We start from the raw sequence: 13458 nt of genomic DNA on the forward strand, positions 1-13458 counted from the left end.
CAAAGAAAAGCTGGATATCCTTGCCAGTGCGATGTAACAGGGGTGCCGGGTTTCTCGGGTCATGTATTTGCCTTATTCATTCGACAGGTGGACGACGGTTTGACCCGAATAGCATGGGACGGCACGCTGTCGTCCCGCAGCGGATTTCAGGAGGCGGTTTCGCTATGATGTTCAAGACTGACAACAAAATGCGGGCAGGTCTCTCTGCTCTGGCTCTCATGATCGGCGCGGCCATGCCGGCTGCCGCCTTTGCTCAAGATGCGTCCAACGCAGCTCCGGCTGACGGCGGCGGCGATCCCAATCAGCCGCGTCTCGGCTGGTACAAGACCTGCACCAAGCAGGACGATGCCGATATCTGCATCGTGCAGAACCTGATCATGGCGAACAACGGCCAGCTCGTGACGGCTGTCGGCCTCATCTCCGTTGACGGCAAGGTCAACCGCAAGATCCTGCAGATCTCGGTTCCGACCGCTCGCCTCATCCCGCCCGGCATCACCATGCAGGTCGATGGCGGCAAGGGCCAGAAGCTCGACTACGCCGTCTGCCTGCCGGACAAATGCACCGCCGAAGTCCCGGTCACCGACGCGATGATCGCTTCGCTGAAGAAGGGCACCGACGTGACCTTCACCTCGGTCAACTTCCGCCGCGCTCCGAACCCGATCAAGATCTCGCTGACCGGCTTCGGCGCCGCCTTCGACGGCCCGGCGATCTCCGACTCGAAGCTTGCCGAAAGCCAGAAGAGCCTGCAGGACAGCATGCAGAAGAAGGCCGAGGAAGCCCGCAAGAAGCTCGAAGACGCGCAGAAGGCTGCCAAGCAGCAGTAAGCTGGCGGAATTTCGTTCTATGAAGGAAAAAGCCCGGAGCGATCCGGGCTTTTTCTTTGCGGTAATCGACTATGATGCGCAAACAAAAAAGGGAAGGCGTTGGGAGCACCTTCCCTTTGAGATAATGTTGATTTGACCGGCGATTAGTGGGCGAAGCTCATCTTGGGCTTGAGCTGCCCGGTCGGGGCCTTATCAAAGATCTGAGCGACTTGCGGATTGCGCAAGGGAACACCGCTTTCGTCGTTCACGAGATTCTGTTCCGATACATAAGCCACATATTCCGTCTCGTCGTTTTCGGCGAGAAGGTGATAGAAGGGCTGGTCCTTGTCGGGCCGCACTTCAGCCGGAATGGAATTCCACCATTCCTCGGTATTTGCGAATTCCGGATCGACATCGAAGATGACACCACGGAAGGGGAACATCCGGTGTCGAACCACGTCGCCAATATTGAATTTTGCGTTTCGTTGTTTCATGGCACGACCTCCTTTCAGGTAATCATGTGGTGACTTTCACCACTGATATCAAGGATTTTGCCCCCATTCCTTCATTGAACTGTCACATTCCGCCTGGTTCACCGAGCGATAGCCCAATGTAAAAACGCAATCTGGCGGCGACCTGCCTCCGGCCGCCCAATTGTGAAGAAAGCCCCGGCAAACCGGGGCTTTCGTATCCGATATCAGACCGAGTAGTACATGTCGTATTCGACCGGATGCGGGGTCATTTCGAAGCGCATGACTTCCTGCATCTTCAGTTCGATGAAGGCATCGATCTGGTCGTCGTCAAAGACGCCGCCGGCGGTCAGGAACTTGCGGTCCTTGTCCAGGCTTTCCAGAGCTTCGCGCAGCGAACCACACACCGTCGGGATCTTCTTCAGTTCCTTCGGTGGCAGGTCGTAGAGGTCCTTGTCCATGGCCTTGCCGGGATGGATCTTGTTCTTGATGCCGTCAAGGCCAGCCATCAGCATGGCTGCGAAGCCGAGATAGGGGTTGGCGGTCGGGTCAGGGAAGCGGACTTCGACGCGCTTTGCCTTCGGGTTCGAGCCGAACGGGATGCGGCAGGAGGCGGAACGGTTGCGAGCCGAATAGGCGAGCAGAACCGGAGCCTCGTAGCCCGGGACGAGGCGCTTGTAGGAGTTCGTCGACGGGTTGGTGAAGGCGTTGATCGCCTTGGCATGCTTGATGATACCGCCGATGTAGTAGAGGCAGCTCTCGGACAGGCCTGCATATTCGTCGCCAGCGAAGGTCGGCTTGCCGCCCTTCCAGATCGACTGGTGAACGTGCATGCCCGAGCCGTTGTCGCCGAAGATCGGCTTCGGCATGAAGGTTGCCGTCTTGCCATAGGCATTGGCGACCTGATGCACGACGTACTTGTAGATCTGCATCTTGTCGGCGTTGCGCACCAGAGTGTCGAACTTGATGCCAAGCTCATGCTGGGCGGCCGCGACTTCGTGGTGATGCTTTTCGACGACGACGCCCATTTCGGTCAGAACCGTCAGCATCTCCGAGCGCATGTCCTGGCAGCTGTCGATCGGCGGAACCGGGAAGTAGCCGCCCTTGACGCGTGGACGGTGGCCGAGGTTGCCGGTCTCGTAGTCGGTGTCGTCGTTGGACGGCAGCTCGCTGGAATCAAGCTTGAAGCCAGTGTTGTACGGGTCGGCCTTGTACTTGACGTCGTCGAAGACGAAGAATTCGGCTTCCGGGCCGAAGAAGGCGGTGTCGCCGATGCCGGAGGCCTTCAGATAGGCTTCAGCCTTCTTGGCGGTGCCGCGCGGATCGCGGTTATAGGCTTCGCCGGACACCGGATCGAGGATGTCGCAGAGGATGACCATGGTGGACTGCGCGAAGAACGGGTCCATGTGGACCGTGTCCGGATCAGGCATCAGCACCATGTCGGATTCGTTGATGGCCTTCCAACCGGCAATCGAGGAGCCGTCGAACATGACGCCATCGGCGAACATATCTTCGTCGACACAGACGATATCCATGGTGAGGTGTTGGAGCTTGCCCTTCGGATCCGTAAAGCGCAGGTCTACGAACTTGACGTCGTTGTCCTTGATTTGTTTCAAAATTTCGCTTGCGGTCGTCATTAAATTACTTCCCTTGACTTAGATGACGATTAAACGAGCCGCGGCCGAAAATGGCCGGGCGGATTAAATGGCGTCGATGCCCGTTTCGCCGGTGCGGATTCGAATGACTTCTTCCACGTTGGAAACGAAAATCTTTCCGTCGCCGATACGGCCTGTTTGCGCAGCCTTGCGGATGGCTTCGATCACCGCTTCCGCATTTTCGTCCGCCAGTACAACTTCGACCTTCACCTTCGGTAGGAAGTCGACGACGTATTCGGCGCCACGGTAAAGCTCCGTGTGGCCCTTCTGACGACCGAAGCCCTTTGCTTCCGTGACGGTGATACCCTGCAGGCCGACTTCCTGAAGGGCTTCCTTCACTTCGTCGAGCTTGAAGGGCTTAATGATCGCTTCGATCTTTTTCATGAGAAAATGTCTCTCCGCTTCTCCTGATACAGCAGGACTACTCCCCGCTCGGCCAACGTAATGCACGTATCATGCCAATTGAAAACGAGCTGCCGTAAAAAATCCCGACGAATTCGCGCCGAGACGATGAATTGATGAGGATTTTTCGGAAAAATGGAAGCGATTTCGCGCTGAAATGCGTGGGATAAGCAAAATTTCGCAAAAAACAGCTATGCGCGGTAGGTTTGTGCTTCCGCAACGCCTTGAATCTTATTGTTTAATTATTATGCAAATGCACATTTATAAACCAAATTGACCGCAGCAATAGCGGTTGTTTTTGAGGCAGATTTCGCATCTATAATGTTTGCATGATGTTGCCGCTCGCCGATCTGCTCCTTACCCCCGATGCTATGTCTGCCGTAGACAGCGCCGCTGCCGCTTCCGGCATCGATTCCTATGGGCTCATGGAAAAGGCAGGACAGGCGGTGGCTGCTGCCGCACTCCGGTATTTTCCCGGAGCCATCCGATATGTCGTCCTCTGCGGGCCGGGCAACAATGGCGGCGACGGCTATGTGGCGGCCCGTGCGCTGCAACAGACTGGAACCACCGTGCGGCTGTTTCATCTGGGCGACCCGCAGCAGCTTAAGGGAGATGCTGCACGCGCCTTTGCCGATTGCCCCATCGAAGGCGAGGCGATCGGCGGCTATCTTCCACAGGCTGGCGATATCGTCATCGATGCGATTTTCGGTGCGGGCCTCTCCAGGCCGGTTCCGGACGATATTGCTGCCGTCATCGCTCGCGTTGCGGCGGCCGGTATTCCCGTGATTGCCGTCGACTTGCCGTCCGGTCTTGATGGGCGCAGCGGCCAGGTTCTCGGCGCTGCCTTCCGTGCCATGCGCACTGTGACCTTCATGACGCGCAAGCCGGGTCATCTTCTGCTTCCCGGCCGGGAGCTATGCGGGGAGCTTGAGGTTTTCGACATCGGCATTCCCGGCCGGATCGTGCGCGCCCACGCTGACGACTTGCTCGCCGAAAACACGCCCGCCCAGTGGTACGCGGCCATACCCTCGGCGGGTGCCGAGACGCACAAATACAAGCGCGGCCACCTTATCGTCTTTTCGGGCGGGCCGAACGCGACGGGCGCGGCGCGCATGTCCGCCATGGCCGGGCTGAAGGCCGGGGCAGGGCTCGTCACCATCGCCTCGCCGCCGGACGCGCTCGGTGTCAATGCGGGCCTGCTGACCGCAATCATGCTGCATGCTGTCGAGGACGAGGCTTCGTTGCGGGCATGGCTCGCCGATCGGCGCCTGTCGACCTTCGTTCTTGGGCCTGGCTTCGGCTCGGGCGAGAAGGCGCGGCAATTCTGTCTCGCACTCGCAGACCGCCATCTCGTACTGGATGCAGACGGCATCACTGCATTTCGCGATGATCCGCAACAGCTCTTCGATGCTTTCGCCGAAGGGCCGACGCGATTGGTGCTGACGCCGCATGAGGGGGAGTTCGGCCGGCTCTTTCCCGACATCGCTGCCGACGAAACCCTGAGCAAGACCGATAAGGCGAGGGCTGCTGCCGCGAGAGCCAACGCCGCCATCATCTACAAGGGCGCCGACAGCGTGATCGCCGCTCCGGACGGAAGGGCACTGATCAACGCCAACGCGCCGCCCTGGCTTGCCACAGCTGGCTCCGGCGATGTGCTCGCCGGCATTGTCGGTGGCCTGATGGCTCAAGGAGCGCCGGCCTTCGAGGCGGCGGCCGCAGGCGTCTGGCTGCATGGCCTTGCGGGCCAGCATGCCGGCAAGGGGCTGACGGCCGAAGATCTCGTCGCAGCCGTCAAACCGCTGTAAAATTACTTGGCGACTTCCGCCTGCAACGCAATCGCGCCCGGGGGGGCGTTCACCTTGCCCTCGTGGATCATGAAGGCAAAGACATCGCGCGGTTCCGTCTTGACCTTGCGCTTGGCATCGATCAGCGGCAGATCATCAGGTACATTGCCCTTGGCCCATGTCTTCAATCGATCCGCCCAGGCTGTCAAATCCTTCGGCGGATAGCAGGTCTTAATATCGTCCGACCCCTTCTGCAGGCGGGCATAGACGAAATCCGCCGTAACATCCGCGATCATCGGATACTCGAAATGCTCGGCACAAACAGGCGCCACATTGTATTTCTCGAGCAGCGCGATGAATTCTGGCACCTTGAAGGAATCATGCCTGACTTCGACGACATGTTTGAGCGCAAGACCGTCCTGCTTGGCCGGCAGGAGTTTCAGAAATGCCTCGAAATCATCCGGATCGAACTTCTTCGTCGGCGCGAACTGCCAGAGCAAGGGGCCGAGATGATCGCCGAGCTCGCTGATGCCCGATTCCAAAAACTTCTGCATGGATTCGCCGGCCTCGGAAAGAACACGGCGGTTGGTGACAAAGCGGGTCGCCTTCAAGGAGAAGATAAAACCATCGGGAACGTCAGCGGCCCATTTGGCGAAGACCTCGGGCTTTTGCGTGCTGTAATAGGTGCCGTTGACCTCGATCACCCTCAGCTGGCGGCTGGCGTAGTTCAGCTCGTCCTTCTGCTTCAGCGTGCCGGGATAGAAGGTCCCGCGCCAGGGCTCGAAAGTCCAGCCGCCTATGCCTGTGCGGATTTCGCCCGCTTTGGTCATTCTCTCCTCCTTGGACGTTCGTCCGGGTGAATCTTACTCGGCCGCCGCAACCTTCTTCACCGGCCGCCGCTCCAGCAACTCCCTAAGGAACTGCCCTGTGTAGGAGCGCTTCTCCTTGACGATCGTCTCGGGCGTACCGACGGCCACGATCTCACCGCCGCCATCGCCACCCTCAGGACCGAAATCGAGGATCCAGTCGGCGGTCTTGATGACTTCGAGATTGTGCTCGATGACCACGACCGAATTGCCCTGATTGACCAGCTCGTGCAGCATTTCCAGAAGCTTGGCGACATCGTGGAAGTGCAGCCCGGTTGTGGGTTCGTCGAGAATGTAGAGCGTCCGGCCCGTCGATCGCTTCGACAGTTCCTTGGCTAGCTTGACGCGCTGCGCCTCGCCACCCGAAAGCGTATTGGCCTGCTGCCCCACCTTGATATAGCCAAGGCCGACATCCTTCAGGCTCTGCAGCTTGTCGCGCACGGCGGGAACGGCGGCAAAGAAATCGACGCCTTCCTCGACCGTCATGTCGAGCACGTCGGCGATCGACTTGGTCTTGAAGGTGACGTCAAGGGTTTCGCGGTTGTAGCGCTTGCCATGGCAGACGTCGCAGGTGACGTAGACGTCGGGCAGGAAGTGCATCTCGATCTTGATGACGCCATCACCCTGGCACGCCTCGCAGCGGCCGCCCTTGACGTTGAAGGAGAAGCGGCCGGGCTGATAGCCGCGCGCCTTGGCTTCCGGCAGGCCGGCAAACCAGTCGCGGATCGGCGTGAAGGCGCCCGTATAGGTCGCCGGGTTCGAACGCGGGGTGCGGCCGATCGGCGACTGGTCGATATCGATTACCTTGTCGATATGTTCGAAACCGTCGATGCGGTCGTGATCGGCGGGGATCTCGCGGGCACCCATGACGCGCCGCGCCGCCGACTTATAAAGCGTCTCGATCAGGAAGGTGGACTTGCCGCCGCCGGAAACGCCCGTCACCGCAGTGAACACGCCGAGCGGGATCGAAGCCGTGACATTCTTGAGGTTGTTGCCTCTAGCGCCGACAACCTTGATTTCCTTGCCCTTCTTCGGCCTGCGGCGCTCGTCCGGAACAGGCACCCCAAGCTCGCCGGAGAGATATTTACCGGTCAGTGACTTCGGGTTTGCCATGATATCCTGCGGCGTACCATGTGCCACCACCTGGCCACCATGCACGCCGGCCGCCGGACCGATATCGACCACATCGTCGGCCGTCAGAATGGCATCCTCATCATGCTCGACGACGATCACGGTGTTGCCGATATCGCGCAGATGTTTCAGCGTTTCCAGCAGGCGGGCATTGTCGCGCTGGTGCAGACCGATGGACGGTTCATCGAGTACGTAAAGAACGCCGGTCAGGCCCGAACCGATCTGCGACGCCAGCCGGATACGCTGGCTTTCGCCGCCGGACAACGTACCGGAGTTGCGCGACAGGCTGAGGTACTCAAGCCCTACATCATTGAGGAAGCGCAGACGATCGCGGATTTCCTTGAGGATACGGACCGCAATCTCGTTCTGCTTGTCGGTAAAGGTCCCAGGCAGCGCATCGAACCAGTCGCGGGCGACGCGGATCGACATCTCCGCCACCTGGCTGATGTGCAGCTTGTCGATCTTGACCGCCAAAGCCTCGGGCTTCAGGCGATAGCCGTTGCAGGCCGGGCAGGGGGCCGCCGACATGAAGCGTTCGATCTCCTCGCGTGCCCAGGCGGAATCCGTTTCCTTCCAGCGGCGCTCGAGGTTCGGCACGATGCCTTCGAAATTCTTGTGCGTTGTGTAGGAGCGTGCGCCGTCGGCATAGTGGAATTCGATCTTGTCTTCCGTGCCGTTCAGGATGACGTCCTTGGCCTTGTCGGACAGTTCGGTCCAGCGGCTGCCGAGCTTGAAGCCGTAATGCTTGCCGAGCGCTTCGAGCGTCTGATTGTAATAGGGCGAGGTCGACTTGGCCCAGGGAGCAATCGCGCCATCGCGCAGCGTGCGTTCCGGTTCTGGCACAATCAGGTCCGGATCGATCTTCTGCTGCGAGCCAAGGCCGTCGCAGGACGGGCAGGCGCCGAACGGGTTGTTGAACGAAAACAGGCGCGGCTCGATTTCCGGAATGGTGAAGCCGGAAACCGGGCAGGCGAATTTCTCCGAGAACAGCACGCGCTCATGCGTCTCGTTCAACGACTTGTTGGCCGAGCCGCCAGCGGCGGTCTCTTCCGGCGGCAGCGGCTTGTCGGCGAATTCCGCGACCGCAAGACCGTCCGCAAGCCGCAACGAGGTTTCGAAGCTGTCTGCCAGTCGCGCCGCCATATCTGGCCGCACGACGATACGATCGACCACGACATCGATATCGTGCTTGTACTTCTTGTCGAGCGCCGGCACGTCGGCGATTTCATAAAACTGGCCGTCGACCTTGACGCGCTGGAAGCCCTTTTTCATGAGCTCCGCCAGTTCCTTCTTGTATTCGCCCTTACGTCCGCGCACGAGCGGCGCGAGAATATAAAGCCGGGTGCCTTCCTCGTAGGCAAGCACGCGGTCGACCATCTGGCTGACCGTCTGGCTCTCGATCGGCAGGCCCGTGACAGGCGAATAGGGCACGCCGACGCGGGCGAATAACAGGCGCATATAGTCGTAGATTTCGGTGACCGTGCCGACCGTCGAGCGCGGATTGCGCGACGTGGTCTTCTGTTCGATCGAAATCGCCGGCGACAGACCATCGATCTGGTCGACATCTGGCTTCTGCATCATTTCGAGGAACTGGCGCGCATAGGCCGAAAGGCTTTCGACATAGCGACGCTGCCCTTCGGCATAGATCGTGTCAAAGGCGAGCGACGACTTGCCGGAGCCGGAGAGGCCGGTCATGACGATCAGCTTGTTGCGTGGCAGGTCGAGATCGATGCCCTTGAGATTGTGCTCACGCGCACCACGTATGGAAATAGTCTTCAATTCGCTCATCGTCGTATGCAGGTCCTTTGGAGTCTGCCTTTATTTAGTGATGCCAGCCCGCGAGTCGAGGCTGAAATGAAGGGTGGAGGCGGGTTTTCGATTCCGTTGACATCATAATAGGGATAAATTAGAACAAAGAAAGAACAAAATTATTGCGGCGATTTCTTTGTGGATGAACGGAGCTGGAAAGGCCGCATAAATAGCACGTGACGCCCGCTATGGGTTAAGGTGTCTGGATTGAATTTCAAAGCCGTCGATGGGCGGCAAGCAGGGTGGTATCATGGCCGGTAGTGTGAACAAGGTAATTCTGGTTGGAAATCTCGGGGCTGACCCGGAAATCCGCCGCACGCAGGACGGTCGCCCGATCGCCAACCTCAACATCGCCACGTCGGAAACCTGGCGCGACCGCAATTCCGGCGAGCGCAAGGAAAAGACGGAATGGCACCGTGTCGTCATCTTCAATGAAGGCCTCTGCAAGGTCGCCGAGCAATATTTGAAGAAGGGCGCCAAGGTCTATATCGAAGGCGCGCTGCAGACGCGCAAGTGGCAGGATCAGAACGGCCAGGATAAGTATTCGACCGAAATCGTGCTGCAGGGCTTCAATTCGACCCTGACGATGCTGGATGGTCGTGGCGAAGGCGGCGGCGGCTCCATCGAAGGCGGCAGCCGTGGCGGTCGCAGCAGCGGCGGTGATTTTGGTGGTAGCTACGGCGGTGATTACGGTGGTGACGATTACGGCCAGTCGTCGTCTCAGGGCTCCTCCCGTGGCGGCGGTGGCAACCGTGGCGGCGGCAACCAGGGTGGCGGCGGCGGTAATTTCTCGCGTGATCTGGATGATGACATCCCGTTCTGAGATCGGCGCAGCTGCTTGATCTTTAAAAGCCCGCCGCCTTGGCGGGCTTTTTCATGAAAGGGCGAGTGCCGCCCGTGCGCCGTCCACGACAAATTGCGCGGCAAGGGCTGCAAGGATGACCCCGAGCAGGCGGGTCAGGATGGCGCGGCCGGTCGCGCCGAGCATGCGGTCCAGCCTGTCGGAAATGGCCAATGCGGCAAAGACCAGGCAGAGATTGAGGGCGATGACGCCGATCAGCTGCGCTCGGTCGAGCATCGTCTGTAGCGAACCTGCGAGCAGGATCGTGGCCGAGATCGCGCCCGGACCCGCGATCAACGGCAAGGCGAGGGGAAAAACCGCGATATTGCGGATGTGATCCTTGGTGATCGCGACTTCCGTCGTCTTCTCTTTCCGGTCCTGCCGCCGCTCGAACACCATCTCGAAGGCGATCCAGAACAGCAGCAACCCGCCGGCAATTCGGAAAGCGCCGATGGAGATGCCGAGAACGCCAAGAACGCTCGCGCCGAACAAGGCGAAGGCTGCCAGGATGAAGAAGGCGATCAGCGAGCCGCGCAGCGCCACCTGTTTGCGTTCGGAGCGGTTCATGCCCGCCGTAAGCCCAATGAAAAGCGGCGCGAGCCCTGGCGGATCGACAGTCACAAGCAGCGTCGTGAAGGCATTGATCAGCGTATCCGCGCTCGCCATATAGTCCCCGAAGCTTGTTCTATCGTTGTTATCGAGCATTGTTATGCGACGAATGGGCTTTCGCAAAGGGCCACGCGTCGCTATTGCCGGGTTACGCCACGGAAATGTTCGATTTCATGGCTTAAAGAGGCAAAAGTCTGTTCAAAAACACCGGCCTAAATTGGCGCTCGCTGGGCCTTTCGGCTATAAATTTCGCAGTGATTCTAAAAGAGATCGTGATCTGTTTTGACTGAGCAAACACCACCCGGCGGCGGGAAGCTCCCGCCAGGCATCGAGCCGATTTCCATCATGGAGGAAATGCAGCGGTCGTATCTCGATTACGCCATGAGCGTGATCGTCAGCCGCGCGCTTCCTGACGTTCGTGATGGTCTGAAGCCTGTTCATCGGCGCATCCTCTATGCGGCGCATCAGAGCGGCTATCACTGGAACCGTAAATATGTGAAGTCGGCCCGTCCCGTCGCCGACGTCATGGGTAGCTACCACCCGCACGGCGACGCCTCGATCTACGACGCCTTGGTCCGCATGGCGCAGGATTGGTCGATGCGCGTGCCGCTCATCGACGGGCAGGGCAATTTCGGCTCCATCGACGGCGACCCGCCGGCGGCGATGCGTTATACGGAATCGCGCCTGACGAAGGTCGCCCACGAGCTTCTTGAGGATATCGACAAGGAAACCGTCGATTTCCAGGAAAACTACGACGCGACCACGGAAGAGCCGAAGGTTCTGCCGGCGCGCTTCCCGAACCTGCTCGTCAACGGTTCCGGCGGCATTGCCGTCGGCATGGCGACGAATATTCCGCCACATAACCTCTCCGAAGTGATCAACGGCTGTATTGCCCTGATCGACAATCCGGCGATCGAACTGCCTGAGATGATGCAGATCATCCCCGGCCCGGATTTCCCGACGGGTGCGAAGATCCTCGGCCGTGCGGGCATCCGCTCCGCCTATGAGACGGGCCGCGGCTCCGTTGTCATGCGCGGTGTCGCGACCATCGAGCCGATGCGCGGCGATCGCGAGCAGATCATCATCACCGAGGTTCCCTATCAGGTGAACAAGGCGTCAATGATCGAGAAGATGGCCGAACTCGTCCGCGAGAAGCGCATCGAGGGCATCTCGGACCTGCGCGACGAGTCTGACCGTCAGGGCTATCGCGTCGTCGTCGAGCTGAAGCGCGACGCCAATGCCGATGTCATCCTGAACCAGCTTTATCGCTATACGCCGCTGCAGACCTCCTTCGGCTGCAACATGGTGGCGTTGAACGGCGGCAAGCCCGAGCTGATGAACCTGATGGACATGCTGCGCGCTTTCGTGGCCTTCCGTGAGGAAGTCATCAGCCGCCGCACGAAGTACCTCCTGCGCAAGGCCCGTGATCGTGCCCACGTCTTGGTCGGTCTGGCGATCGCTGTCGCCAATATCGATGAGGTCATCCGTGTCATCCGCCAGGCACCGGATCCGCAATCGGCCCGCGAAGAGCTGATGACGCGCCGCTGGAATGCGGCGGACGTCGAATCGCTTATCCGGCTAATCGATGATCCGCGCCACCGCATCAACGAAGACGGTACCTACAATCTCTCGGAAGAGCAGGCCCGCGCCATCCTCGAACTGCGTCTGGCGCGCCTGACCGCTCTCGGCCGCGATGAAATCGACGAGGAACTCAATCAGATCGGTGCCGAGATCAAGGACTACCTCGATATCCTGTCTTCGCGCGCCCGCATACAAGCCATTGTAAAGCAAGAGCTTTCTGCCGTTCGCGACGAGTTCGGAACGCCGCGCCGCACGGAGATCGTCGATGGCGGTCTCGAGATGGACGACGAGGATCTGATCGCCCGTGAGGACATGGTCGTGACCGTTTCCCATCTCGGCTACATCAAGCGCGTGCCGCTGACGACCTATCGTGCGCAGCGCCGTGGCGGTAAGGGCCGCTCCGGCATGACGACCCGCGACGAGGATTTCGTTACCCGGCTATTTGTTCTCAATACGCATACGCCGGTTCTGTTCTTCTCGTCCCGTGGTATCGTCTACAAGGAAAAGGTCTGGCGGCTGCCGATCGGCACGCCGACGTCGCGCGGCAAGGCACTGATCAACATGCTGCCGCTGGAGCCCGGCGAGCGCATCACGACGATCATGCCTCTGCCCGAGGATGAGGACAGCTGGGACAATCTGGACGTGATGTTCACGACGACGCGCGGAACCGTGCGCCGCAACAAGCTGTCGGATTTCGTACAGGTCAACCGTAATGGCAAGATCGCCATGAAGCTCGAGGAGGAGGGTGATGAGATCCTCTCCGTCGAGACCTGTACGGAACATGACGACGTGCTGATGACGACAGCGCTCGGCCAGTGCATCCGCTTCTCGGTATCGGATGTGCGCGTCTTTGCCGGCCGCAACTCGATCGGCGTGCGCGGTATCAGTCTTGCATCCGGCGACCGCATTATTTCGATGACGATCGTCCGGCATGTGGACGCCGAGCCGTGGGAGCGCGCAGCCTATCTGAAGCGTTCCGTCAGCGAACGACGTTCCGCGACGGGCGAGGATGAGGAAATCGCGCTGGTCGGCGAGGAAGTCACCGAAGAGGGACAACTTGGCGACGAGCGTTACGAAGAACTCAAGGCGCTCGAGCAGTTCATTCTGACGGTTTCGGAAAAGGGCTTCGGCAAGCGCTCCTCCTCTTACGATTTCCGTATCTCCGGCCGCGGCGGCAAGGGTATCCGTGCCACCGATACCTCGAAGACGGGCGAGATCGGCGAACTGGTCGCCGCTTTCCCGGTCGAAGACGGCGATCAGATCATGCTCGTGTCGGATGGCGGTCAGCTGATCCGAGTGCCCGTTGGCGGCATCCGCGTCGCCAGCCGCGCTACCAAGGGCGTCACCATCTTCTCCACCGCAAAGGACGAGAAGGTCGTATCCGTCGAACGTATCAGCGAGCCGGAAAGCGATGAGGATGCGGCGGTCGATGATGAGACCGTTGCCGATGAGGCAGGAGACGCCGGCGGCGATGTCGAGGGTGGCAGCGAAGAGTAGGATTTCGCTG

The 13458-nt window shown here is 59.8% G+C and carries 10 protein-coding genes; 4 read left to right on the forward strand and 6 right to left on the reverse strand.

Going from position 1 to position 13458, the window contains the following annotated elements; all coding sequences use genetic code 11:
- The first annotated feature begins 164 nt into the window (after positions 1-164).
- A complete protein-coding gene (locus GA0061100_RS10440; protein WP_047633354.1) occupies positions 165-824 on the forward strand; it encodes an invasion associated locus B family protein in 660 nt (219 codons plus the stop codon).
- A 143-nt stretch (positions 825-967) separates the two neighbouring features.
- Here the strand turns inward: GA0061100_RS10440 and hspQ are convergent, their stop codons facing one another.
- The 3 genes from hspQ to GA0061100_RS10455 form a co-directional block, all read right to left on the reverse strand.
- Complete coding sequence (gene hspQ, locus GA0061100_RS10445) at positions 968-1297, reverse strand: heat shock protein HspQ (protein ID WP_075852574.1); 330 nt, start codon at positions 1295-1297, stop codon at positions 968-970.
- A 203-nt stretch (positions 1298-1500) separates the two neighbouring features.
- Positions 1501-2910 (reverse strand): type I glutamate--ammonia ligase, encoded by a 1410-nt coding sequence (gene glnA, locus GA0061100_RS10450; RefSeq protein WP_075852575.1) that lies wholly within the window; start codon positions 2908-2910, stop codon positions 1501-1503.
- A gap of 63 nt (positions 2911-2973) precedes the next feature.
- Entirely contained in the window at positions 2974-3312 is a 339-nt protein-coding gene (locus GA0061100_RS10455) for a P-II family nitrogen regulator (protein WP_015339877.1), read from the reverse strand.
- Positions 3313-3659: 347 nt separating this feature from the next.
- On the opposite strand from GA0061100_RS10455, the gene GA0061100_RS10460 reads away from it, so the two are divergent.
- Positions 3660-5135 (forward strand): bifunctional ADP-dependent NAD(P)H-hydrate dehydratase/NAD(P)H-hydrate epimerase, encoded by a 1476-nt coding sequence (locus tag GA0061100_RS10460; protein ID WP_075852576.1) that lies wholly within the window; start codon positions 3660-3662, stop codon positions 5133-5135.
- A 2-nt stretch (positions 5136-5137) separates the two neighbouring features.
- On the opposite strand, the gene GA0061100_RS10465 is transcribed toward GA0061100_RS10460, so the two are convergent.
- Complete coding sequence (locus tag GA0061100_RS10465; RefSeq protein ID WP_075852577.1) at positions 5138-5944, reverse strand: DUF72 domain-containing protein; 807 nt, start codon at positions 5942-5944, stop codon at positions 5138-5140.
- Between the two features lie 33 nt (positions 5945-5977).
- Positions 5978-8899, reverse strand: a complete 2922-nt coding sequence (gene uvrA, locus GA0061100_RS10470) for an excinuclease ABC subunit UvrA (protein ID WP_075852578.1) — start codon at positions 8897-8899, stop codon at positions 5978-5980.
- Between the two features lie 271 nt (positions 8900-9170).
- Here uvrA and GA0061100_RS10475 point away from each other — a divergent pair, with 271 nt between their 5' ends.
- On the forward strand, positions 9171-9743 hold the full coding sequence (locus GA0061100_RS10475) for a single-stranded DNA-binding protein (protein ID WP_075852674.1): 573 nt from the start codon (positions 9171-9173) through the stop codon (positions 9741-9743).
- Positions 9744-9794: 51 nt separating this feature from the next.
- Here GA0061100_RS10475 and GA0061100_RS10480 read toward each other — a convergent pair whose 3' ends face one another.
- Positions 9795-10427 carry a MarC family protein gene (locus GA0061100_RS10480; protein WP_075852675.1) on the reverse strand — a complete coding sequence of 211 codons (633 nt, stop codon included), beginning with the start codon at positions 10425-10427 and terminating at the stop codon, positions 9795-9797.
- Positions 10428-10652: 225 nt separating this feature from the next.
- On the opposite strand from GA0061100_RS10480, the gene gyrA reads away from it, so the two are divergent.
- Positions 10653-13448, forward strand: coding sequence for a DNA gyrase subunit A (gene gyrA, locus GA0061100_RS10485; RefSeq protein ID WP_075852579.1), 2796 nt, complete (start codon positions 10653-10655; stop codon positions 13446-13448).
- Positions 13449-13458: the final 10 nt, after the last annotated feature.

It is taken from the genome of Martinezella hainanensis (assembly GCF_900094555.1).
GTDB lineage: Bacteria > Pseudomonadota > Alphaproteobacteria > Rhizobiales > Rhizobiaceae > Rhizobium > Rhizobium hainanense.